General features: G+C 74.3%; 22 protein-coding genes, 1 pseudogene and 1 riboswitch. Of the genes and pseudogenes, 12 read left to right on the top strand and 11 right to left on the bottom strand.

Annotated features, from left to right (window positions below; translation table 11 throughout):
* Positions 1-62: 62 nt before the first annotated feature.
* Genes bioD through bioB form a run of 3 tightly spaced genes read right to left on the bottom strand, consistent with a single transcriptional unit; the run spans position 63 to position 3,271 of the window.
* Positions 63-779 (bottom strand): dethiobiotin synthase, encoded by a 717-nt coding sequence (bioD, locus tag ACZ4K2_RS30975; protein WP_467478642.1) that lies wholly within the window; start codon positions 777-779, stop codon positions 63-65.
* Between the two features lies 1 nt (position 780).
* Positions 781-2,061 (bottom strand): adenosylmethionine--8-amino-7-oxononanoate transaminase, encoded by a 1,281-nt coding sequence (locus tag ACZ4K2_RS30980; RefSeq protein ID WP_467478640.1) that lies wholly within the window; start codon positions 2,059-2,061, stop codon positions 781-783.
* Positions 2,054-3,271 carry a biotin synthase BioB gene (gene bioB, locus ACZ4K2_RS30985; protein ID WP_467478639.1) on the bottom strand — a complete coding sequence of 406 codons (1,218 nt, stop codon included), beginning with the start codon at positions 3,269-3,271 and terminating at the stop codon, positions 2,054-2,056. Before bioB ends, ACZ4K2_RS30980 begins: the two co-directional genes overlap by 8 nt.
* 147 nt (positions 3,272-3,418) lie before the next feature.
* Here bioB and ACZ4K2_RS30990 point away from each other — a divergent pair, with 147 nt between their 5' ends.
* On the top strand, positions 3,419-4,546 hold the full coding sequence (locus ACZ4K2_RS30990; RefSeq protein ID WP_467478637.1) for an 8-amino-7-oxononanoate synthase: 1,128 nt from the start codon (positions 3,419-3,421) through the stop codon (positions 4,544-4,546).
* Positions 4,547-4,666: 120 nt separating this feature from the next.
* On the opposite strand, the gene ACZ4K2_RS30995 is transcribed toward ACZ4K2_RS30990, so the two are convergent.
* Complete coding sequence (locus ACZ4K2_RS30995; RefSeq protein WP_467478635.1) at positions 4,667-4,888, bottom strand: DUF397 domain-containing protein; 222 nt, start codon at positions 4,886-4,888, stop codon at positions 4,667-4,669.
* Between the two features lie 10 nt (positions 4,889-4,898).
* Complete coding sequence (locus ACZ4K2_RS31000) at positions 4,899-5,759, bottom strand: helix-turn-helix domain-containing protein (protein ID WP_467478633.1); 861 nt, start codon at positions 5,757-5,759, stop codon at positions 4,899-4,901.
* A 212-nt stretch (positions 5,760-5,971) separates the two neighbouring features.
* On the opposite strand from ACZ4K2_RS31000, the gene ACZ4K2_RS31005 reads away from it, so the two are divergent.
* A complete protein-coding gene (locus ACZ4K2_RS31005; RefSeq protein WP_467478631.1) occupies positions 5,972-6,430 on the top strand; it encodes an ATP-binding protein in 459 nt (152 codons plus the stop codon).
* 769 nt (positions 6,431-7,199) lie between these two features.
* On the opposite strand, the gene ACZ4K2_RS31010 is transcribed toward ACZ4K2_RS31005, so the two are convergent.
* From ACZ4K2_RS31010 to ACZ4K2_RS31020, 3 genes and pseudogenes are all read right to left on the bottom strand, one after another.
* Positions 7,200-7,673, bottom strand: a complete 474-nt coding sequence (locus tag ACZ4K2_RS31010) for a C40 family peptidase (protein ID WP_467478629.1) — start codon at positions 7,671-7,673, stop codon at positions 7,200-7,202.
* A 4-nt stretch (positions 7,674-7,677) separates the two neighbouring features.
* Positions 7,678-7,897, bottom strand: a riboswitch (cyclic di-AMP (ydaO/yuaA leader).
* 351 nt (positions 7,898-8,248) lie between these two features.
* Positions 8,249-8,554, bottom strand: coding sequence for a hypothetical protein (locus ACZ4K2_RS31015; protein WP_467478627.1), 306 nt, complete (start codon positions 8,552-8,554; stop codon positions 8,249-8,251).
* A 7-nt stretch (positions 8,555-8,561) separates the two neighbouring features.
* A pseudogene (locus ACZ4K2_RS31020) lies at positions 8,562-9,196 on the bottom strand (ATP-dependent Clp protease proteolytic subunit).
* 351 nt (positions 9,197-9,547) lie between these two features.
* On the opposite strand from ACZ4K2_RS31020, the gene ACZ4K2_RS31025 reads away from it, so the two are divergent.
* From ACZ4K2_RS31025 to ACZ4K2_RS31055, 7 genes are all read left to right on the top strand, one after another.
* On the top strand, positions 9,548-9,850 hold the full coding sequence (locus tag ACZ4K2_RS31025) for an urease subunit gamma (protein ID WP_467478625.1): 303 nt from the start codon (positions 9,548-9,550) through the stop codon (positions 9,848-9,850).
* An 11-nt stretch (positions 9,851-9,861) separates the two neighbouring features.
* Complete coding sequence (locus ACZ4K2_RS31030) at positions 9,862-10,173, top strand: urease subunit beta (RefSeq protein ID WP_467478623.1); 312 nt, start codon at positions 9,862-9,864, stop codon at positions 10,171-10,173.
* Entirely contained in the window at positions 10,166-11,887 is a 1,722-nt protein-coding gene (locus ACZ4K2_RS31035; RefSeq protein WP_467478621.1) for an urease subunit alpha, read from the top strand. The genes ACZ4K2_RS31030 and ACZ4K2_RS31035 overlap by 8 nt, the downstream gene beginning before the upstream one ends.
* Positions 11,888-11,898: 11 nt before the next feature.
* A complete protein-coding gene (locus ACZ4K2_RS31040) occupies positions 11,899-12,573 on the top strand; it encodes an urease accessory protein UreF (RefSeq protein ID WP_467478619.1) in 675 nt (224 codons plus the stop codon).
* A 68-nt stretch (positions 12,574-12,641) separates the two neighbouring features.
* A complete protein-coding gene (ureG, locus tag ACZ4K2_RS31045; protein ID WP_467478617.1) occupies positions 12,642-13,319 on the top strand; it encodes an urease accessory protein UreG in 678 nt (225 codons plus the stop codon).
* The gene (locus tag ACZ4K2_RS31050) at positions 13,307-14,074 is read left to right on the top strand and encodes an urease accessory protein UreD (RefSeq protein ID WP_467478615.1); all 768 of its coding nucleotides are present in this window, start codon (positions 13,307-13,309) and stop codon (positions 14,072-14,074) included. The genes ureG and ACZ4K2_RS31050 overlap by 13 nt, the downstream gene beginning before the upstream one ends.
* Positions 14,075-14,242: 168 nt before the next feature.
* Positions 14,243-15,838, top strand: a complete 1,596-nt coding sequence (locus ACZ4K2_RS31055; RefSeq protein ID WP_467478614.1) for an alpha/beta hydrolase — start codon at positions 14,243-14,245, stop codon at positions 15,836-15,838.
* A 51-nt stretch (positions 15,839-15,889) separates the two neighbouring features.
* Here the strand turns inward: ACZ4K2_RS31055 and ACZ4K2_RS31060 are convergent, their stop codons facing one another.
* The gene (locus ACZ4K2_RS31060) at positions 15,890-16,900 is read right to left on the bottom strand and encodes an NAD-dependent epimerase/dehydratase family protein (protein WP_467478819.1); all 1,011 of its coding nucleotides are present in this window, start codon (positions 16,898-16,900) and stop codon (positions 15,890-15,892) included.
* A gap of 70 nt (positions 16,901-16,970) precedes the next feature.
* Positions 16,971-17,696, bottom strand: a complete 726-nt coding sequence (locus ACZ4K2_RS31065) for a lysophospholipid acyltransferase family protein (RefSeq protein ID WP_467478612.1) — start codon at positions 17,694-17,696, stop codon at positions 16,971-16,973.
* A gap of 370 nt (positions 17,697-18,066) precedes the next feature.
* On the opposite strand from ACZ4K2_RS31065, the gene ACZ4K2_RS31070 reads away from it, so the two are divergent.
* The gene (locus ACZ4K2_RS31070) at positions 18,067-18,507 is read left to right on the top strand and encodes a pyridoxamine 5'-phosphate oxidase family protein (RefSeq protein ID WP_467478610.1); all 441 of its coding nucleotides are present in this window, start codon (positions 18,067-18,069) and stop codon (positions 18,505-18,507) included.
* A 41-nt stretch (positions 18,508-18,548) separates the two neighbouring features.
* On the opposite strand, the gene ACZ4K2_RS31075 is transcribed toward ACZ4K2_RS31070, so the two are convergent.
* Positions 18,549-19,013: a pyridoxamine 5'-phosphate oxidase family protein gene (locus ACZ4K2_RS31075; RefSeq protein WP_467478609.1), complete on the bottom strand. Its 465-nt coding sequence runs from the start codon at positions 19,011-19,013 to the stop codon at positions 18,549-18,551.
* Between the two features lie 545 nt (positions 19,014-19,558).
* Between ACZ4K2_RS31075 and ACZ4K2_RS31080 the strand changes: the two genes are divergently transcribed.
* Both ACZ4K2_RS31080 and ACZ4K2_RS31085 read left to right on the top strand, forming a co-directional pair.
* The gene (locus tag ACZ4K2_RS31080; RefSeq protein WP_467478607.1) at positions 19,559-20,251 is read left to right on the top strand and encodes a response regulator; all 693 of its coding nucleotides are present in this window, start codon (positions 19,559-19,561) and stop codon (positions 20,249-20,251) included.
* 155 nt (positions 20,252-20,406) lie between these two features.
* A complete protein-coding gene (locus ACZ4K2_RS31085; protein WP_467478605.1) occupies positions 20,407-21,312 on the top strand; it encodes a universal stress protein in 906 nt (301 codons plus the stop codon).
* The last annotated feature ends 81 nt before the right edge of the window (positions 21,313-21,393 follow it).

A 21,393-nucleotide genomic window follows, 5' to 3' on the forward strand; every position in this document is an offset into this window, starting at 1 on the left:
CGGGGTCGCGTCGGCCCCGCCCCGGGTGCGTCCCCCGCGCGGGCGGGGTCACGCGGACGGGGTCACGGGGCCTCGCGCAGCCGGAACGCCTCCGCGTCCCAGGTGCCGTCCAGCCGCGGGGCGAGCCAGCCCGGTGCCGCCGTGCGGAAGACGGCCGGCGGCAGGGCCCCGGCCCCGGCGGGCAGGGCGCCGAGCAGCGGGGCGCCGGCGACCTCGGGCAGGTCCGCCACGTTGCAGCGGGCGGCCAGATCGGGTTCGCCGGGCCAGCTGCCGATCACCACACCGGCCGGCTCCAGCCCCCGGCGCCGCAGCTCGCGGGCCGTCAGCTCTGTGGTGTTGAGGGTGCCGAGCCCGGCCTGGGCGACGATCAGCACCGGCGCGTCCAGCAGCCCGGCCGCGTCGGCCAGGGTCCCGCCGTCCGCGTCGAACCGGACGAGCAGCCCGCCCGCCCCCTCGACCAGCACCAGATCGTGCTCGGTGGCGAGCTTGGCGGTCCGCTCGGCCACCTCCCGCGGGCGTACCGGGGCCAGAGCGGCCCGGCGGGCCGCCGTACCCGGGGCCAGCGGCTCGGGGTAGCGCGCGACCTCGTCGGTCGTGACGGGGCCCGCGAGCCACGCGACCTCGTCCGCGTCCCCGCGCTCGTCCGGCAGCACGCCCGTCTGGGCGGCCTTGAGCACGGCCACCGAACGCCCGGCGGCGAGCGCCGCGGCGGCGACGGCGGCGGTGGCCACCGTCTTGCCGACCTCCGTGCCCGTCCCCGTGATCACCAGTACCGGCATCTCATCCCTCCCGTGCCGCGGCGCACACCGCGCGCGCGATCAGTGCCACGTCCTCGTCCGAGGTGACGTACGGCGGCATCGTGTAGATCAGGTCGCGGAACGGGCGCAGCCACACGCCCGCCCGCACGGCGGCGTCGGTGGCCGCCCGCATGTCGACCGGGTGGTCGAGCTGGACGACGCCGATGGCCCCGAGCACCCGCACGTCCCGCACCCCGGGGACGCCGGACGCCGCGGCCAGGCCCTCGCGCAGACCCGTCTCGATCCGGCGGACCTCGGACCGCCAGTCCTGGCCCAGCAGCAGTTCGACGGAGGCGCAGGCCACGGCCGCCGCCAGCGGGTTGCCCATGAACGTCGGGCCGTGCGCGAGCACCGGCACCTCGCCCCGCGAGATGCCGTCGGCGATCCGGGCGGTGCACAAGGTGGCCGCCATCGTGAGGTAGCCGCCGGTCAGCGCCTTGCCCACGCACATGACGTCCGGGGTGACACCCGCGTGGCCGGCCGCGAACAGCTCGCCGGTGCGGCCGAACCCGGTGGCGATCTCGTCGAACACCAGCAGCACGTCGTGCGCGTCGCACGCCTCGCGCAGCACCCGCAGGTAGGCGGGGGAGTGGAAGCGCATCCCGCCGGCTCCCTGCACCACCGGCTCCACGATCACCGCGGCCAGTTCGTCCGCGTGCCGCCCGACCAGCTCGCGCAGGTGCTCCGCGTACGACTCCTCGTACCCGGCGGGCGGGGCCTTCGCGAACACCTGGCGCGGCAGTACGCCGGACCACAGTTCGTGCATCCCGCCCTCGGGGTCGCACACCGACATCGGCTGCCAGGTGTCCCCGTGGTAGCCGCCGCGCCAGGTCAGCAGCCGCCGCTTGTCCGGCCGGCCGAGCGAGCGCCAGTACTGGAGGCACATCTTCACCGCGACCTCGACGGACACCGACCCGGAGTCGGCCAGGAAGACGTGCTCCAGACCCTCCGGTGAGATGTCCGCGAGCAGCTTCGCGAGCCGGACGGCGGGCTCGTGCGTGAGGCCGCCGAACATCACGTGGCTCATCCGGCCCAGTTGCCCGCGCGCGGCCTCGTTCAGGACCGGGTGGTTGTAGCCGTGGATGGCCGACCACCACGACGACATGCCGTCGACGAGTTCCCCGGAGCCGTCGGCCAGCCGCAGCCGGACCCCGCTCGCCGCCTCCACGACGAGCGGTTCCGCGCGCCCGGGCATCGGGCCGTACGGGTGCCACACGTGCCGCCGGTCCAGTTCCAGCAGCTCAGGCACCCCGAGATCAGGCATTGGGCGCGAGATCCGTTCCGGCGCCCCGGCGGCGTACGGCGACCAGGTCGGTGCGCGGCTCACCGGCCGCGGCGGGCACGTCCGCCGTACCACGGACTCCGCCGCCCTCGTGCGAGCCGCACCCGGTCCCGGCGTGCGAGCCGCAGCCCGCCTCCGCCTGTGAGCCGCAGCCCGCCTCCGCGTGCGAGCCGCAGCCGCCCCCGGCCGCCCGGTGCTCCGGCAGCGTGACCTGCTCCGTGCCCTCCACCTCGAAGCCCGCGTCGGCGATCATCTCCAGGTCGGCCCGGCCCGCCTGGCCCTCACTGGTCAGGTAGTCGCCGAGGAAGATGGAGTTGGCCAGGTGCAGCGCCAGCGGCTGCATCGAGCGCAGATGGACCTCGCGGCCGCCCGCGATGCGGACCTCCACGTCCGGGCAGACGAACCGGACCATCGCCAGGATCCGCAGGCAGCGCTGCGGGGAGAGGTTCCACTCCTTGGCCAGCGGGGTGCCCTCGAACGGGATGAGGAAGTTCACCGGCACCGAGTCGGGGTCCAGCTCGCGCAGCGAGAACACCACGTCGACGAGGTCCTCGTCGGTCTCGCCCATGCCCGCGATGAGACCCGAGCAGGCGGACAGGCCCGCCGCGTGCGCCTTGTGCACCGTGTCCACCCGGTCGGCGTACGTGTGGGTGGTGGTGATGTCCCCGTAGGTGGACTCGGAGGTGTTGAGGTTGTGGTTGTAGGCGTCGGCCCCGGCCGCGCGCAGCCGCTCGGCCTGGCCGTCGGAGAGCAGGCCGAGGCAGGCGCACACCTCGACGCCCTCGTTCTGGTCCTTGATCGCCTTGATGGTCTGCGAGACCCGGTCCACGTCCCGGTCCGTCGGACCGCGTCCGCTGGCCACCAGGCAGACCCGCTTGGCGCCGCCCGCGAGGCCCGCGGCGGCGGCCTCGGACGCCTCCTCCGGCTTGAGCCAGGTGTACTTCAGGATGTCGGCCTTGGAGCCGAGCCGCTGGGAGCAGTAGGAGCAGTCCTCGGGGCACAGACCGGACTTGAGGTTGACCAGGTAGTTGAGTTTGACCCGGCGGCCGAACCAGTGCCTGCGCACCCTTCCGGCCGCGGCCACCACGTCGAGCAGGTCGTCATCGGCGGTGGCCAGCACGGCGAGCGCTTCCTCGCGGGTCGGCAGCTCGCGCCGAAGCCCCTTGTCCACCAGCGTGTTCAGCAGGTCCATGAGGTCTGATCCTGGCCTACGGGACCGCCTCGGGCCAAGGAGACTTCACACAACGCGGACGGTTCACCGTGTGGGTATTGCCACACCCTGGGTGGTGGGCCGTACCGCTAGGGTCTGTCCGCTACCTACAAAAGCACCGGAGGACCCATGGCGTTCGGCTGGATCGAGGAGCAGGCCGGGGCGCGCCGCCGCGCCGGACTCGTGCGCACCCTGCGTCCGCGCCCCGCCGACTCCCCGCTGCTGGACCTGGCGAGCAACGACTACCTGGGGCTGGCCCGCCACCCCGAGGTCACCGGGGCGGCGGCCGGGGCCGCCCGGACCTGGGGCGCCGGCGCCACCGGCTCCCGGCTGGTCACCGGCACCACCGGCCTGCACGGCGAACTGGAGCGGGAACTGGCGGACTTCTGCGGGTTCGAGGCGGCCCTGGTGTTCTCCTCCGGGTACGCCGCCAACCTGGCCGCGGTCACCGCGCTCGGCCCGCACGGCTCGCTGATCGTCTCCGACGCGGGCAACCACGCCTCGCTCATCGACGGCTGCCGGCTCGCCCGGGGCGGGACGCAGGTCGTCGCGCACGCCGACCCGGAGGCCGTGCGCAAGGCCCTCGGCGGCCACGAGGGGACGGCCGTCGTCGTCTCCGACACGGTGTTCTCGGTCGACGGGGACCGGGCGCCGCTGGCCGCGCTGGCCGCGGCGTGCCGGGAGCACGGCGCGGGGCTGGTGGTGGACGACGCGCACGGGCTCGGCGTACTGGGCGACGGCGGCCGGGGAGCGCCGCACGCGGCCGGGCTCGCGGGCGCCGCGGACGTGGTGGTCACGGCCACCCTGTCCAAGTCGCTGGGCAGTCAGGGCGGGGTGGTGCTCGGCCCGGCCCGGGTGATCGACCACCTGGTCAACACGGCCCGGACGTTCATCTTCGACACCGGTCTGGCCCCCGCGGCGGCCGGTGCCGCGCTGGCGGCGCTGCGGCTGCTGCGGCGCGAGCCCGAACGGGCCGCGCGGGCCCGCGCGGTGGCCGCGGACCTGCACGCACGGCTGACCACCGCGGGTCTGGAGGCGGTACGCCCCGACGCCGCGGTGGTCTCCGTACGGGCCCCCTCCCCGGAGCAGGCGGTGCGCTGGGCGGCCGACTGCCGGACGGCGGGCCTGCTCGTGGGCTGCTTCCGTCCTCCTTCCGTGCCCGACGGCATCTCACGGCTGAGGCTGACGGCCCGGGCGGACCTCACCGGGGCCGAGATCGAACGCGCTGTACGGGTCATCGGCGAGACGCGGCCATGAGTCGGCGTGACACGGCCGTGCGTCGCACGAGTACGCAACAGATCTGATCGTTCCTGATCGAATTGCGCTGCGAACTGTGGTGCGGACTGTTGTGTTGTGCGGAGTGCGGTCGGGCGCGGTTCAGAGGGCGGAGATGAAGCCGGCCCAGCCGGCGGGGGAGAAGAGCAGCGCGGGTCCGGCCGGATTCTTCGAGTCGCGCACGGCGAGCAGTCCGGCCGCGGGGCCGGAGCGCGGCCGGGCCGTCTCCACGCAGTTGTTGGCTCCCGTGCTGTGGCTGCTGCGCAGCCACCGCACGGCGAGCAGATCGGTACTGGCGGGAACATTCCGAGGCAGAGCTGTCATTGGTGCCTCCTTACGCGCCGTCACCTATCCCGGCGATGTAGTCCAACGATTCCTCGGGGGAAAGGGCGTGGAACTGGAGAGTGCTGAAGGCCTCGGAGTAGGCCACGAGGTCTTCTTTCCGTTCCAGGTAGAGGCTACTCGTCAACTGGTCGAGAACAACTACATCCAGATCAGAAGTGCTCGGAAAAGAGAAGATAACGAAAGGCCCGGTAAGGCCGACATGTGCGCCCGCCGAGAACGGGAGGACCTGGAGCCGAACCTGGGGCAGGCGGGCCGCCTCGATCAGCCGTTCCAACTGGCGGGCCATCACCTCGGGGCCGCCGACCCCGCGGCGCAGCACCGCCTCGTCCAGTACCGCGCTCAGCGCCAGGGGCGGGTCCGAACGCAGCACGTCCTGCCTGGCCAGGCGCACCTCCACCAGCGTGTCCAGGCGGTCCTCGTCCAGGTCGTTGACGGCCGCCCGGGTCACCGCGCGGGCGTACTCGGGGGTCTGGAGCAGGCCGGGCACGACCGTGGTCTCCAGCGTGCGCATCGCGCGGGCCTGCGACTCCAGGCTGATGAAGTCGCGGTACGTGGGAGGCAGTACCCCGCGGTAGGCGTGCCACCAGCGGTGCCGGCCGCCCGTGTCGTCCGACCCCGCCAGCATCAGCAGCAACTCGCGCAGGTGCCCGTCCCGCACCTCGTAGGCGTCGAGCAGTAATCTGAGATCGGCCGGTTTCACACCGCTGGCTCCCGTCTCGATCCGGCTCACCTTCGACTGGTGCCAGCCGACCAGCCGGGCCGCCTCACCGCTCGTGATCCCGGCGCCGGTACGCAGCGTGCGCAGTTCGGCGCCCAGTTTGCGACGGCGCACCGCCGGACCGTTCTGCATGGGTTTCTCCTTACTCCTTCCGGGCCGCCCAAATACGGTTTCACGGCGCACAGTTCACCGCTTCGAGCGACAGATATATGCATATCCAGGTGGATCACCCCCGTGACCGGGCCGGTGATGGCAGTCTGACGGGCAAGCACCAGTCCGGGACCGTACTCGAACTCTCCGCCGTATGTCGGACCGCGGTCCCGTGGGAAAGGGACGACGTCGCCATGGCAGATCATCTGGAAGCATCCGTTACTCTGCCGAGCGATCCCGCCTCGGTCTCCGCCGCCCGTTCCTACGTCGTGGGCACCCTCGTGGAGTGGGGCCTGGCGGCGGACACCGACGTGGCCGACACCGTCCGGCTCATCGTCTCCGAACTCGCCACCAACGCCGTGCAGCACACCCTGGGCCAGTCCCCCACCTTCACGGTCGACATCGCGCTGCACCAGGACGCGCACCTGCGCATCGGTGTCACGGACAGCCATCCCCGGTTCCCGAAGAGACTTCCGGCGGCCGTCCAGCAGGACAACGGCCGCGGCATGGTCATCATCCGCTGCCTGACCGCGGAGTGGGGCGGCAGGCTCCGCATCCGCCCCACCCGGGAGGGCGGCAAGACCGTCTCGATCGAACTCCCCTGGACCATCCCGGCCGCGCCGGTCCCGGCGGGACGGCCGCGGAAACCGTGAAGGGCACGGCGGGGGCCGGGGCGAGGGGCCGGGTGGCGCACGTGAGGTTCGCTCGGGCGATGGACCACGTCATGAACCGGTGATGATGCTCGCGGCGGCCTCCCGGGCGGGGCGGCGGGGGCCCGGGCGGAGCGGGTGAGGCGTGGCCGACCGGCTCGCGCGGGCCTGGGCCGCAGGGCGCCGGCGTCCGTCGCCCACCGGGCCGGCCGGGCCCGTCTCGTCGGCGTCGCGCGAGGGCTCGGCAGGGGCGCCCTGTCCGGGCTGACGGCCTTGGGCGTCGTGCCGCGCGGTGTCCGGGCTTCCCGCGGCTGCCGGCGATGGGGTGGGGCCTGGGGCCGCTCGCCCGTCCAGGGGCTCGGGGAGGGCGCCGGGAGGGCCTGCGGGCCGATGGGCCCGGCCGGGCCCCGCAGGGCTCAGGGGCCGCTGCTGCGCCGCGTGCCCGCGGCAGCGATTGCGCGGCGGCCTCCGGCGTCGTGCCGCGCGGTGTCCGGCCCGTGTGGCTGCCGGCGGTGGGGCAGGGCCCGGGACCGTCCGGTGAGGGCGGTGGACCGTCCAGGGGCCGTGCGGGGGATCGGGGAGGGCCTCGGCGGGGCCGGGGGCCGATGGGGTCGGCCCGGGGCCCCGCCGGTCACCGGTGTCGTCGGCGCCGTTCACGCTGATCGGGTGCGCCGGTGCCGGGCCGCCCACGGGCTCCGGGCGGGTACCGGAACGGCGCCTACGGCCCGGGCGCGGCCCCGCTGCTGGAGCCGCTCCCCGGGCCGGGGCCGGGTCAGCTGACCCGGCCGTACCAGACGCTCTTCGTCCAGATCTTCTGGAGGCGCACCACGTCCCCCGTCTTGGGCGCGTGCCAGATCTTTCCGCGGCCGGCGTAGATGCCGACGTGGTAGACGCTGGAGCCCGAGTGGAAGAAGACCAGGTCGCCCGCCTTGCGGTTGCCGGCGGAGATGTGGTGGGTCCTGTTGTACTGCTGGGCGGCGGTGCGCGGCAGTGTCTTGCCCGCCTTCTTGAACGAGTAGAGCGTCAGCCCCGAGCAGTCGAACCTGCGCGGCCCGCTGGCCCCCCACGAGTACGGGGCACCCTTCTTCGACGCCGCGACGTTGAGCGCCTTCGAGGCGATGGTGGCGGCCGAGGCGTCGCCGGCCAGGCCGGGCACCGCGATCGAGCCGCCCACGGCGGCGATGGTCAGGGCCGAGGCCGTGCCGGCCCGGGCCATCAGCGACGGGACACGATTGAGCGCAGTCATGCGCAACCCTTCGTCAGCCGCCTGTGAAGGATGACCTGTCGGATTCGGGCTGGCGAAGTTGCCCGGCCGTGTTGCCACGGCTTCACCCCAAGGGCTGCTCGGAGCGTCGGCCCGACCGTGCGAACAGTCGGACATCCGTTCCGGCGACCCGTCTTGCTCGGGTCCTCCACTCCTGCCGATCCACTTCCGTCGACCGGTCATCCGGGCGGCGGCAGGATTCGGCGTCCGCCCGGACCGCCCCGCCGCGGTGGCGGGGGCTTGTCGTCAGACACGGATCTTGACTCACGACAGTCCGAAAATCCCAACGGAATCGGGGATTTGTGGGGTTACTCACCACTCACCCTTTCGGGTGGACACTGCTCCGTTCGAGCACCCGTCAGAACCCGTACGTGGCCCCGGACCTGGGAAGAAATGCCCCGGAACGAGGCCTCGACCGGTGCCCCGCGCAACTCGGGAGCCCGCGAAGGGGACCGAGATGTACACCGGTCGGGCGTACGTCGTTCGGGCCGTTTCGCAGCCGGTCCGAACGGCGCGTGTCGACGCGGGGGTCCGGGCCGGCCGCACGGGCGTCCGCCTCAGCCGCCGCCGTCCGGCGGGAGCGCGACGCGAGCGGTCCGGCGGTCGCCGTCCAGCACCCGCAGCGCCCGTGCCAGCGTGCCCCCGTCCAGCTCCGTCTCGCCCCGCCGGTGCATCAGTTCCAGCGCGTCCCTCAGCTCCGCGGCCTTGCGGACGAGGGCCTGGGCCGCCCGCAGGCCGCCGTAGGTGTCCCCGTGCCGGGCGGGATTGATGCGGCCCAGCAGGTCGGCCGCCTCCAGGTATCGGTCGATCAACTCGCCCTCGGCCCGGGTCAGGGCGGGCAGCGGCGGCAGCTCCGGCAGCACGGGCGGCTCACCTCGCGCCCGGTGCGCCGGGCGTGTCCCGGCGGCTGGGCACGATGCCGTCCACCAGGCCGTACGCGAGGGCCCCGGGGGCGTCCAGGATCAGGTCGCGCTCCAGGTCCTCGTGCACCTGCCCGGCCGTGCGCCCCGTGTGCCGGGAGAGCATCCCCTCCAGCGCCGTCCGCATCCGGGACAGTTCCCCGGCCCGGAGGAGGAGGTCGTCGGGCTGCCCGCGCACCGGTTCCGGCAGGGCCGGCTGTGCGAGCACGACGCGGGCGCCCGGCAGGGCGAACCGCTTGCCCGGGGCGCCGGCCGCGACCAGCACCGCGGCCGGGCCGGCCGCCTGCCCGAGGCAGTAGGTCGCCACGTCGCAGCTCACGTACCGCATCGTGTCGTAGACCGTCGTCATGGCGTCGAACGAACCGCCCGGGGCGTTGACGTACAGCGTGATGTCCCGGTCCGGAGCGGCGTGTTCCAGGGAATGAGCTGGGCGGTCGCATCGCTCGCCGCCGCGTCGTCGACCGGGGTGCCGAGGAAGACGATCCGGTCCTCGAAGAGCTTCGCGTACGGATCGAGGGTGCGCACGGCGGCCCCCGTGCGCTCGGTGAACTCGGGCAGGACGTGGCGGGCGGACGGTCGGGTCATGGGCATGGACATGCGCCGAACAGGTCGTCAGTTCCGTTTCACGGATGGGGGGAGAGCGGTTCAGTCCCGCGCGAACGGCAGCGTTTCGGGATCGCCGCGGAGCACCGCAGGCCGGACGCCCCCTAGCCGCTCGTCTCTGGGGGAGCCCATCGGAGGGTCATGCGCCGCCCAAACTCTGGTTAACGTCGTTGAAACTTGCACGCTCCAGTCTGCCGATCACCGCCACCAGGTGTTTTTCTGCCCGGATTGAGGTCGTACCGGGGATTTGTCTGTGTGTTACACCTATCCCCGTCGCGGTGGCTGCGGCACCCGGATCCCGCACGGTCCGGAGCGAGAACTGTGAGGTGGGACGTGCAACTGACCCCGCACGAACAAGAGCGGCTGCTCATTCACGTGGCGGCTGACGTCGCGGAGAAACGACGGGCCCGCGGGCTCCGGCTCAATCACCCCGAAGCGGTCGCCCTCATCACGTCGCACATCCTGGAGGGCGCGCGGGACGGCCGTACCGTCGCCGAGCTGATGGCCTCCGGCCGCAAGATCCTGACCAGGGACGACGTCATGGACGGGGTGTCGGAGATGATCCACGACGTCCAGGTCGAGGCCACCTTCCCGGACGGCACCAAGCTCGTCACCGTCCACGAGCCGATCATCTGAGGGCGCGCACCATGATTCCCGGAGAGTTCCTCTTCGCCGACGACCCCGTCGCCCTCAACGCCGGTCGCGAGGTCACCCGTCTGACCGTACTGAACGCCGCCGACCGCCCCGTGCAGGTCGGTTCCCACTACCACTTCGCCGAAGCCAACCCCGGCCTGGAGTTCGACCGCGCCGCCGCCCGCGGCAGGCGGCTGAACGTCGCCGCCGGCACCGCCGTGCGCTTCGAGCCCGGCATCCCCGTGGAGATCGAACTCGTGCCGCTGACCGGCGCCCGGATCGTGCCCGGCCTGCGCGGCGAGACCGGAGGTGCCCTCGATGCCTGAGATCTCCCGCGGCGCGTACGCCGACCTGTTCGGGCCCACCGCCGGCGACCGCATCCGGCTCGCCGACACCGACCTGCTGATCGAGATCGAGGAGGACCGCTCCGCGGGCCCCGGCGGCTCCGGCGACGAGGCCGTCTTCGGCGGCGGCAAGGTCATCCGCGAGTCCATGGGCCAGTCCCGGGCCACCCGGGCCGAGGGCACCCCCGACACCGTGATCACCGGCGCCGTCGTCGTCGACCACTGGGGCATCGTCAAGGCCGACGTCGGCATCCGCGACGGCCGGATCACCGCCCTCGGCAAGGCCGGCAACCCCGACACCATGGACGGCGTCCACCCCGACCTGGTCATCGGCCCCGAGACGGAGATCATCGCGGGCAACGGGCGCATCCTGACCGCGGGCGCCATCGACGCCCACGTCCACTTCATCTGCCCCCAGGTCGCCGACGAGGCACTGGCCTCCGGCATCACCACCCTGGTCGGCGGCGGCACCGGCCCCGCCGAGGGCTCCAAGGCCACCACCGTCACCCCCGGCCCCTGGCACCTCGCCCGGATGCTGGAGGCGATGGAGGCCTACCCGGTGAACGTCGGCTTCCTCGGCAAGGGCAACACCGTCAGCCACGAGGCGATGCTCTCCCAGATCCGCGGCGGCGCCGTCGGGCTCAAGCTGCACGAGGACTGGGGCTCCACCCCGGCCGTCATCGACGCCGCGCTCACCGTCGCCGACCGGACCGGCATCCAGGTCGCCATCCACACGGACACCCTGAACGAGGCGGGCTTCGTCGGCGACACGCTCGCCGCGATCGCGGGCCGGGGCATCCACTCGTACCACACCGAGGGCGCGGGCGGCGGGCACGCCCCCGACATCATGACCGTGGTCTCGCAGGCCAACGTCCTGCCCAGCTCCACCAACCCGACCCGGCCGTTCACCGTCAACACCGCCGAGGAACACCTCGACATGCTGATGGTGTGCCACCACCTGAACCCGGCCGTCCCCGAGGACCTGGCGTTCGCCGAGTCCCGGATCCGGCCCTCCACCATCGGCGCGGAGGACATCCTCCACGACCTCGGCGCGATCTCGATCATCTCCTCCGACTCCCAGGCCATGGGCCGCGTCGGCGAGGTCGTCCTGCGCACCTGGCAGACCGCCCACGTCATGAAGCGCCGGCGGGGGGCGCTGCCCGGCGACGGCAGCGCGGACAACCACCGGGTGCGGCGCTACGTCGCCAAGTACACGATCAATCCCGCGCTGGCCCAGGGGCTCGCCGCCGAGATCGGCTCCGTCGAGACCGGCAAGCTGGCCGACCTGGTGCTGTGGGAGCCCGCGTTCTTCGGCGTCAAGCCGCTGCTCGTGATCAAGGGCGGCCAGATCGCCTACGCGCAGATGGGCGACGCCAACGCCTCCATCCCCACCCCGCAGCCGATCCTGCCTCGCCCGATGTACGGCGCGATCGGCCGGGCCCCGGCCGCCAACTCCGTCAACTTCGTGTCGTCCCCGGCGATCGAGGACGGGCTGCCGGAACGGCTCGGGCTCGGCAAGCGGTTCGCGGCGATCGAGTCCACGCGTGCGGTCACCAAGGCGGACATGCGCGAGAACGACGCCCTGCCGGACGTGCGGATCGACCCCGACAGCTTCGCCGTGCACATCGACGGCGAGCTGGCCGAGGTCACCCCCGCCGCCGAACTGCCCATGGCCCAGCGCTACTTCCTCTTCTGAGGGCGGGCGTGATGACACGAGCGGCACTGCTCGTCCTGGCCGACGGCCGCTTCCCGGCGGGAGGGCACGCGCACTCCGGCGGGGCGGAGGCCGCGGTCAAGGCGGGCCGCGTCACCGACGCCGCCGGCCTGGAGGAGTTCTGCCGGGGACGGCTGCACACCGCCGGGCTGGTCGCGGGGGCGCTCGCCGCGGCGGCCGTCCTCGGCGCCGACCCGGTCGAGCTGGACGCGGCGGCCGACGCCCGCACCCCGTCCCCGGCGCTGCGGGCCGCCGCGCGGCGCCTGGGCCGGCAACTGGTGCGGGCCGCCCGCGCGGCCTGGCCGTCCGCCGAACTCGAAGCGCTGGCACGGGAGTTCCCCAAGGGCGCCCATCAGCCGGTGGTGCTCGGGCTCGCCGCCCGGGCGGCCGGCCTGCGCCCCGAGGACGCCGCCTACTGCGCGGTGTACGAGAGCGTCAGCGGGCCGGCGACGGCCACCGTCCGGCTGCTGAGCCTGGACCCCTTCGACGCCACGGGCGTGCTGGCCCGGCTGGCGCCGGAGCTGGACCGGGTGGCGGAGCGTGCCGTGGCCGCCGCCGGACGCGTGCGGGACGAGGGCGTCGACGCCCTGCCCGCGGCATCGGGGCCGCTGCTGGAGGTCGCCGCGCAGTGGCACGCGGACTGGCCGGTCCGCCTCTTCGCGTCCTGAGCCGGACGCCCGCCCCGCCCGCTCCGCCGGCCGGGGCCCCAGAATCCTTCTTCATCCAGGAGCCCTACATGCACCTCGACCACACCCACACCGGCCCCGCGGCCGTCAGCGCCGACGCCCACCGCGCGGACGGCACCCGGCGGGCCCTGCGCGTCGGGCTCGGCGGGCCCGTGGGGTCCGGCAAGACCGCCACCGTCGCCGCGCTCTGCCGGGCGCTGCGCGACGAGCTGTCCCTCGCGGTGGTCACGAACGACATCTACACCCGCGAGGACGCCGAGTTCCTGCTCAGGGAGGCCGTGCTGCCGCCCGAGCGGATCAGCGCCGTCGAGACGGGCGCCTGCCCGCACACCGCGATCCGCGACGACATCTCCGCCAACCTCGAAGCCGTCGAGGACCTGGAGGACGCGGTCGGCCCGCTGGACCTGATCCTCGTCGAGTCCGGCGGCGACAACCTGACCGCGACCTTCTCCAAGGGGCTCGTGGACGCCCAGATCTTCGTCATCGACGTGGCCGGCGGCGACGACATCCCGCGCAAGGGCGGCCCCGGTGTCACCACCGCCGACCTGCTCGTCGTCAACAAGACCGACCTCGCCCCGCATGTCGGCTCCGACCTCGCGCGGATGGCCGCCGACGCCAAGGCGCAGCGGGGCGGGCTCCCGGTCGTGTTCCAGTCGCTGCGGGGCGAGAGCGGCGTCGCCGACGTGGCCGGGTGGGTGCGCGGGCGGCTCGCCGCGTGGACCGCGTGACCGTCACCGGGGTCCGGGCCGGCGCGCGGATCGTGGCCCGCGCCGACGGGCGGGGCGGCACGGCCCTGCCCGTCCTGGAGGGCGAGGGCCCGCTGGCGCCGCGCCGCACCCGGTCCGGCGGGCCCGGGGCGAAGGTCGTGCTCGTGGGCGCGATGAGCGGCCCGCTCGGCGGCGACCGCTTCACCGTGGACGTGCGGGTGGACAGCGGTGCCCGGCTGCACGTCGGGTCGGCCGCCGCCACCATCGCCCTGCCGGGCCAGGTGGAGCGCGAGGCCCGCTACGACGTCCGGCTCGACGTGGCCGACGGCGCCGAACTGCACTGGCTGCCCGAGCAGTTGATCTCGGTCCGGGACAGCGACCTGTACGTCTCCACCCGGGTCGAGGCGGGCGCCGGCGCCCGGCTCGTGCTGCGCGAGGAGCAGGTGCTGGGCCGGGCCGGGGAGCCGTCCGGGCGGCTGACCAGCAGGCTGACCGTGCGGAGCGCGGGCCGGACCGTGCTGGACCAGGAATTGGCCTGCGGACCCGGCGCACCCGGCGGCTGGGACGGGCCCGCCGTCCTGGCGGGGCACCGCGCGGTGGGGCAGCTCGTCGTCGTCCGTCCCGAGTACGCGGAGCGGCCGGTCGGCGCCCGGGCCCTGGGCGAGACCGCCGCGCTGGTACCGCTGGCCGGTCCGGCCGTCCTGGTCAGCGCGGTCGCCCCGGACGCGCTGCGGCTGCGGCGGCTCCTGGACGAGGCGCTGGCCGGCCTCGGCTGAGGCTCACCGGGGGCCCGCGGGCGGTGGTGCGCCGCCGCTCCGCTCAGCGAGACCTGATCATCCGGTTATCGGATTGGTAAAGTTGCGTGGTGACCCCTGTTCCCAGTGGCCTCACAGCCGAGAGGATCCCCGTCTGAGACGCACAGCGAGGTAGGGGGAGGGTCCCACTTGAGGGAGAACAAGCCGAAGAACCGTCTGGTGACACTCGGTTCGGCCGGAGTGCTCGTCACCGCGACGCTGGTCGCCGGCGCCGTGGCGGCGCCCACGGCCGGGGCCACGTCCCGGCCCGGCCAGGACCGCGAGGCCAGAGGCGCCGCGATCGCCGCCGCCCGGGCCGCCGAGACCGGCATCGCCTGGCAGGACTGCCCGGCCGACTGGGGGCTGGCCAAGCCCATCCAGTGCGGCTGGGTCAGCGTGCCGGTGGACTACGCCCACCCGTACGGCAAGCAGATCAAGATCGCCGTGGACCGCATCGGCAACACCGGCACCGAGCAGGAGCGCCAGGGCGCGCTCATCTACAACCCGGGCGGTCCCGGCGGCTCCGGCCTGCGCTTCCCCGCCCGCGTCACCAACAAGAACGTCGTCTGGGCGAAGGTCGCCAAGGCGTACGACTTCGTCGGCTTCGACCCGCGCGGCGTCGGCCACTCGGCGCCGATCTCCTGTGTCGACCCGCAGGAGTTCGTCAAGGCCCCGAAGGCCGACCCGGTGCCGGACAGCGAGGCGGACAAGCGGGCGCAGCGCAAGCTGGCCCGCGAGTACGCGGACGGCTGCGGTGAGCGCAGCGGCGCGATGCTGCCGCACATGACCACGCCGAACACCGCCCGCGACCTGGACGTCATCCGCGCCGCGCTCGGCGAGAAGAAGCTGAACTACCTCGGCGTCTCGTACGGCACCTACCTGGGCGCCGTCTACGGCACCCTCTTCCCGGGCCACCTGCGCCGCATGGTCGTCGACAGCGTGGTGGACCCCTCGCGCGAGAACATCTGGTACCAGGCCAACCTGAACCAGGACATCGCCTTCGAGGGCCGCTGGAAGGACTGGCAGGACTGGGTCGCCGCGAACGACGCCGCCTTCCACCTCGGCACCACCCGCGCCGCCGTCCAGGCCAAGTGGCTGGAGCTGCGCGCCACCGCGAAGAAGAACCCCATCGGCGGGGTCGTCGGCCCGGCCGAGCTGATCTCCTTCTTCCAGAGCGCCCCGTACTACGACTCCTCGTGGGTGCCGGTCGCGACGGTGTTCAGCAAGTACGTCGCCGGTGACACCCAGGCACTGGTCGACGCGGCGGCCCCGGACCTGTCGGACACCGCGGGCAACATCGCCTCGGAGAACTCCAACGCCGTCTACACGGCCGTCGAGTGCGCCGACGCCAAGTGGCCCACGAGCTGGCAGAAGTGGGACCGGGACAACACCCGGCTCAACCAGAGCTACCCGTTCATGACCTGGGCGAACGCCTGGATGAACCTGCCGTGCGCCACCTGGCCCGCCAAGCAGCGGAACCCGGTGGACGTCAAGACCGGCAAGGACCTGCCGCAGGTGCTGATCGTGCAGTCCACCCGTGACGCCGCCACGCCGTACGCGGGCGCCGTCGAGCTGCACAAGCGCTTCAAGGGCTCCCGTCTGATCACCGAGGAGAACGCGGGCTCCCACGGTGTGACCGGCCTGGTCAACCCGTGCATCAACCAGCGCGTCGACGCCTACCTGCTCGCCGGCACGCTGGACGCCAAGGACGTGACCTGCACCCCGCACGCCACGCCCAAGCCGTGACCGCACCGCGGTGCTGACGAGGGGCGGCCGGGTCTCCCGGCCGCCCCTTCGCTATCCCGCGTGCCAGGCGTCCTCCGCCGCGTAGTCGAACAGGTCCGGGTACACCCGGGCGAGCAGCGGGAAGCACGCCCGCCAGTCCCGCCCGCGCAGCACCCCGGTGAGCCACCGCACCGTCTCGGGCAGGCTGTCGGCGTACGACACGACCGGCCGGTAGCCCAGCTCCCGCTCCGCGGCGGACATGTCGAACACCATCGGCAGCGGGACCGACCACGGGGTCCGGCCCACCGAGCCGGCCGGCGGTCCGTCCAGGTACGCGGTGCCGGTCCGCACCCCCATCACGGCGTCGACCGCCGCGCCGATCCCGGCGGCCGTCGGCGCCTGCCCGTCACAGGCGTTGAGCACCCGGGAACCCGGCCGGGCCGCCGCCAGCCGCACCAGCTCGGCGATGTTCCGGGTGCCCGACGGATGGAACCGGCTCTCCCCCCGGTACGCCAGCACCCGCCGCTGCCGCCCGTCCAGGTTGCGCAGCACGAAGTACAGCTCGCGCGGCAGCGGGCCGTACGGCCCGTGCACCGCCCCCGCCCGCAGCACGGTCACCGGCAACCGGCCGCCCGCCGCGAGGAGTTCACGCTCCAGCGCGGCCTTGCGGCTGCTGTAGGTCGAGTCACCCGGGGCGACCGTCGGCTGTGTCTCGGGGACCGGCACCGGGTAGACGGGGAAACCGTCCGGCTCGTCCTGGGTGTCGAACCCCCGCCCGTCGCCGTCCTCGTACACCGACACGCTGGAGACCACCACGGCCGAGCCGATCCGGTCCGCCAGGCCCGTCAACTGCCGTCCGTGCCCCGCGTCGTAGGCGACCACGTCGACCAGCAGGTCGCAGCCGTCGCCCACCGTCCCCGCCAGCGCCGCGTCGTCGTCCCGGTCCAGCCGGGCCGTGCGCACGCCCTCGTCCCACGCCGGGTCCCGGCCGCCGCCCCGCGACGCGGCCGTCACCGCCCAGCCGTCGCGCGCCAGCGCCGTCACCACCGGGCGGCCGATCTGCCCGCCCGCCCCGATCACCACAGCCCTCTTCATGCGGCGAGCCTAGGCACGCGGGCCGGCCGGGGCGCGTCGCTTCTGCCCACGGCAGAGGTCAGCCGAGCGGCGCCCGCGGGAACCTGCGCTCCCGCCCGCCCTGCCCGGCCGCCCGCCGCTCCTTGACGACGGCCGCGTACTCGTCGACGTACTCCTGCCCGGACAGCCCCATGACGGCGTGGACGATCTCGTCGGTGACCGCCCGCAGCACGGCCTTCTCGTGCTCCATGCCGGCGTGCCGGGAGAAGTCGAGGGGCTCGCCGAACCGGATGGTCACCGGGCGGATCCTCGGCACGAGCCGGCCGGGCGGCTGGGCCTCGAAGGTGCCGATCATCGCGCAGGGCACCACCGGCACCCCCGCCGTCAGCGCCATCACGGCCACGCCGACCTTGCCCTTGTACAGCCGGCCGTCGTGCGAGCGCGTGCCCTCCGGGTAGATGCCGAGCAACTCGCCCCTGGCCAGCACCCCGAGGCCCTCGCGGATCGCGGCCTGCCCGGCCTCCTTGCCGGAGCGGTCCACCGGGATCTGGCCGGCGCCGCGGAAGAAGGCCGCGGTGAGCCGGCCCTTCAGCCCGGGACCGGTGAAGTACTCCGCCTTCGCGAGGAAGGTGATGCGGCGCTTCAGGATCGCCGGCATCAGGAAGTGGTCCGCGAAGGACAGGTGGTTGCCGGCGACGATGGCCGGCCCCGACGCGGGCACGTGCTCCAGCCCCTCGATCCGGGGCCGGAAGACCAGTCTGAGCAGGGGCCCCAGCAGCACGTACTTGAGCAGGTGGTAGAACACGGCTCGCCCCTCACTCTGGCAGGTCCGCCGCTGACCGGGGTCCGAGCGGGTCAGCGCACGGATCGCGGAATCGGACCCTCGTGCACCTGTAGTCATCTGTAACCGCGTTCGGCGGTGTTCATGCTGGCCCTGCGCCGGGCGGGCGGCCGGACCCGGTGGCGGCGGGATTCGGCCGCCCCGGTGCCGTGCCCCTGCCGCGGCGGTCCCGGGCCGGGACCGGAGGGCGCGCCGGGAGGGCCGTCCGGCCCCCCCTGGCCGCCGCGGCCCCCCGGGCCGCTCTCCGGCCGGGGCGGGACCCGTGGCCCTCCCGCCGGGGCCGCCGCCGGGACCACCATGGGCAGCACTCCCCAGGTGAAGGACGGACGGACTCATGTACGCGAACGACGGCTTCCGCGAACTCGGCCGGGACGAGTGCCTGCGCCTGCTGGCGACGGCACCGGTCGGCCGGGTCGTCCACACGCGCCGGGCCCTGCCCGCGATCGTGCCGGTCAACTTCGCGCTGGACGCCGACGGAGCGGTGCTGCTGCGCACCTCGGCGGCGTCCGAACTGTCCCGCGCGGTCGACGGCGCCGTCGTGGCCTTCGAGGCGGACGCGGTCGACCCGGACACGCACTCCGGGTGGAGCGTCGTCGTCACCGGCCGGGCCGCGATCGTGACGGACACCGCCGAGACGGCACGCCTGGAACGGGTCGGCCCCGGCTCCTGGGCCCCCTCGCCCGCGGAGGTCTTCGTGCGCATCGAGCCGGAACTGGTCACCGGGCGCGAACTCACCGGGGGCCGCACGGTGTACGGCCTGAACCTCATCGCCTGACGGACGGGTGCCGCGGGGGCACGGCCGGCCGCGGACGGTGATCAGGTCTCGCGGGTCCCGTCCCCGGGGACGAGCCGGACGCCAGTGATCAGGTCCGGGCGGACCCGCACCGCGTAGTCCATGGCGCGGTGCACCCAGGGAGCGAGCAGGGACCGGTAGCGGGACAGCTCCGCCGCGTCGGTCACCAGGTGGGCGTAGCCGGTGACCACCACGCTCCAGCCGAGGTGCGTGTCCGGATCGATGGCGTCGGCCTCGTACGCCACCACCACCCCCTGGCCGCCGGGCTGCCCGGCGCGCGCGGTCAGGGCCGCGCCCTCGTGGGTGCGGATGACGATGTGCCCGCCGTCCAGAACGTGGTTGACCGGGCGGATGGTCGGCAGGGCGTGCCGGGTGAACACGATCCTGCCGAAGGACACGCTGCCCAGCAGGCGCAGGGCCTCGCCGCCGTCCAGCTCGATGCTCCGGCGTGGCCCGGCTCCGGGGGCCCGGGTGGTGTCGATGGTCATGGCGGCTTCCGTGCGCTCTCGTGGGTTCACTGCCGGGTGTCCTCGGCCGGGGCGGCCCGCCGGCCGCACGGCCCGTCGCCGGGGCCCCGGCCGGTGCGCCGGTACGCGGGTCCGTCGTCCTTCCGGGACGTGGCGGCCGCCCGCCCGTGGCTCCCGGCCGGGGACGCGGAAGAGGCGGATCACGCCATTGGAGCCGTTCGCCCGCTCCGCGTGCCAGGGCCGTTCGGCCCTTCTCCGGGCGCGGCGGCCCGCCCCGGCCGCGCCCCGGAGCGGGGCGGCCGGCCCGCCCCCTCCCGGCGGGCGCGACGGCCACCGCGCCCGCCCCTTACGGCCGGCCGGCCCTGTCGCCCCAGGTCACCGGGGGGCCGGCGGGCCGATCCGCCCCGGCTGGCCGGGGGCTTCCCGGGCGCGGGAGACTGGGGTCGACGACAGGGCCGACCGGCCCTGGCCCTTCGGCCCCGGCACGGGGGAGGATCCCGGTACGGCACAACCGATTCCGTCCCCGGGCGGGCACCGGCGGACGACGAGAACCAGGGAGCACTTCGATGGCGGACAGCGAGCAGCCGGGCGCCGACGCCCCGATACGGGTCTTCCTGCTGGACGACCACGAGGTGGTACGGCGCGGGGTGCGCGACCTGCTCGACGACGAGCCGGACATCGAGGTCGTCGGCGAGGCCGGCACGGTCGAGCAGGCACTGGTGCGCGTACCCGCGCTGCGCCCGCAGGTGGCGGTGCTCGACGTCCGCCTGCCCGACGGCGACGGCGTGACGGTGTGCCGGGAGCTGCGCTCGCGCATGCCCGAGCTGGCCTGCCTGATGCTGACCTCCTTCGACGACGAGGAGGCCCTGCTGGACTCGATCATGGCGGGCGCCTCCGGGTACGTCCTGAAGCAGATCCAGGGTTCGGACCTGGTGTCCGCCGTGCGCACCGTGGCGCGCGGCCAGTCCCTGCTCGACGCCAGCGCCACCACCAAGCTGATGGCCCGCCTGCGGGGCGGCCCGCAGGAGGAGGAGCAGCCCGACGGGTTGCGGGGCCTGACCGACCGGGAGCGGGAGATCCTCGCCCTCATCGGCGAGGGGCTGACCAACCGTCAGATCGGCCAGCGGCTCTACCTGGCCGAGAAGACCGTGAAGAACCACATCTCCCGCCTGCTGGCCAAGCTCGGCGTCGAGCGCCGCATCCAGGCCGCGGTCATCGCCACCCAGGTCCAGGACCGGCAGCGGCAGGCAGGCCACTGAGCCGGCACGCCGGCCACCGCTCTCACGAGCCGGCCGGCGCCGACCCGGGGCTCCTGGTCCCCCCGCGCGGGACCAGCGGCCCCTGTCCCGGGCAACTCCCCGGCACCACCCTGGAGTCAGGCCCCTCCAGGGCCGTGCGACAGGAGGAGGAGAACATGCCCCGCACCATCACCGTGGGTCTCGACGGTTCGCCCGAGAGCCGTGCCGCCGCCCGATGGGCGGCCCGCGAGGCGTCGTCGAGCGGACTGCCGGTGCGGCTGGTCCAGGTCTGGGAGCCGGTCCCGGGGCCCATCGGCCAGGCCCCGCTGCTCGGCGCCGAGACGCACCGGCACTGGACCGAGCAGGTTCCCCGCGAGGCCGCCGAGGAGCTGCGACTGCGCCACCCCGGCGTCGAGGTGAGCACCGAACGGCTCACCGGACGGCCCGCCGAGGCGCTGGCCGACGCCGCCGAGGACGCCGAGATGCTCGTCCTCGGCTCGCGCGGCCTGGGCGGCGTCCGCGGCTGGCTGGTCGGCTCGGTCGGCCACGCGGCCGTGGCGCGCACCGAGCGGCCCGTCGTCCTCGTCCGGGCCGGTGAACAGGGTGCGGACGAGCACCGGAAGGACGCGGCGGGCAGCCCCCGCGCGGGAACGGCGTTCCGCCCCGTGCTGCTCGGCCTCGACGTCGCCGACCCCGACGAGGCGCTGCTCGGCTTCGCCTTCGAGGCCGCCGCCCGCCGCAGCGCGCCCCTGCGGGTCGTGCACGCCTGGAACCCGCCGCCGTACCACGTCTACGGCATGGCCCTGGAACCCGCGGCCGAACGGGAGACGGCGACGGGCGACGCCCTCGTCCTGAGCGAGGTGCTGCGTCCCTGGCGCGGGAAGTACCCGGACGTCGAGGTCGTCGAGGAGTCGCGCTACGGCAGCCCCTCGCTGCTCCTGGTCGAGGCCTCCCGCGAGGCCTCGCTGGTCGTCGTCGGCCGGCGCGTCCGCCGCTTGGCCGCGGGCGCCCGCATCGGCACCGTCACCCAGGCCGTCCTGCACCACGCCACCGCCCCCGTCGCGGTCGTCGCGCACCACTGACCCGGCCCCGCGGACCGTGCCCGCCGGCCCTCCTCCCCGCGGCGGCCCCGCCTACGGTGGGGAGGTGACCGTCCGCTCCGA

The organism is Streptomyces sp. NPDC025833, assembly GCF_055558055.1.

What these genes read in the sequence shown, in the direction of transcription:
- ACZ4K2_RS31085 (WP_467478605.1), top strand. Translation starts at nt 20,407, where the DNA reads ATGCCCCGCACCATCACCGTGGGTCTCGACGGTTCGCCCGAGAGCCGT.
- ACZ4K2_RS31030 (WP_467478623.1), top strand. Translation starts at nt 9,862, where the DNA reads ATGATTCCCGGAGAGTTCCTCTTCGCCGACGACCCCGTCGCCCTCAAC.
- ACZ4K2_RS31040 (WP_467478619.1), top strand. Translation starts at nt 11,899, where the DNA reads ATGACACGAGCGGCACTGCTCGTCCTGGCCGACGGCCGCTTCCCGGCG.
- ACZ4K2_RS31070 (WP_467478610.1), top strand. Translation starts at nt 18,067, where the DNA reads ATGTACGCGAACGACGGCTTCCGCGAACTCGGCCGGGACGAGTGCCTG.
- ACZ4K2_RS31010 (WP_467478629.1), bottom strand. Translation starts at nt 7,673, where the DNA reads ATGACTGCGCTCAATCGTGTCCCGTCGCTGATGGCCCGGGCCGGCACG.
- ACZ4K2_RS30990 (WP_467478637.1), top strand. Translation starts at nt 3,419, where the DNA reads ATGGCGTTCGGCTGGATCGAGGAGCAGGCCGGGGCGCGCCGCCGCGCC.
- ACZ4K2_RS31000 (WP_467478633.1), bottom strand. Translation starts at nt 5,759, where the DNA reads ATGCAGAACGGTCCGGCGGTGCGCCGTCGCAAACTGGGCGCCGAACTG.
- ACZ4K2_RS31035 (WP_467478621.1), top strand. Translation starts at nt 10,166, where the DNA reads ATGCCTGAGATCTCCCGCGGCGCGTACGCCGACCTGTTCGGGCCCACC.
- ACZ4K2_RS31075 (WP_467478609.1), bottom strand. Translation starts at nt 19,013, where the DNA reads ATGACCATCGACACCACCCGGGCCCCCGGAGCCGGGCCACGCCGGAGC.
- ureG (WP_467478617.1), top strand. Translation starts at nt 12,642, where the DNA reads ATGCACCTCGACCACACCCACACCGGCCCCGCGGCCGTCAGCGCCGAC.
- ACZ4K2_RS31080 (WP_467478607.1), top strand. Translation starts at nt 19,559, where the DNA reads ATGGCGGACAGCGAGCAGCCGGGCGCCGACGCCCCGATACGGGTCTTC.
- ACZ4K2_RS30995 (WP_467478635.1), bottom strand. Translation starts at nt 4,888, where the DNA reads ATGACAGCTCTGCCTCGGAATGTTCCCGCCAGTACCGATCTGCTCGCC.
- ACZ4K2_RS30980 (WP_467478640.1), bottom strand. Translation starts at nt 2,061, where the DNA reads ATGCCTGATCTCGGGGTGCCTGAGCTGCTGGAACTGGACCGGCGGCAC.
- ACZ4K2_RS31005 (WP_467478631.1), top strand. Translation starts at nt 5,972, where the DNA reads ATGGCAGATCATCTGGAAGCATCCGTTACTCTGCCGAGCGATCCCGCC.
- bioD (WP_467478642.1), bottom strand. Translation starts at nt 779, where the DNA reads ATGCCGGTACTGGTGATCACGGGGACGGGCACGGAGGTCGGCAAGACG.
- bioB (WP_467478639.1), bottom strand. Translation starts at nt 3,271, where the DNA reads ATGGACCTGCTGAACACGCTGGTGGACAAGGGGCTTCGGCGCGAGCTG.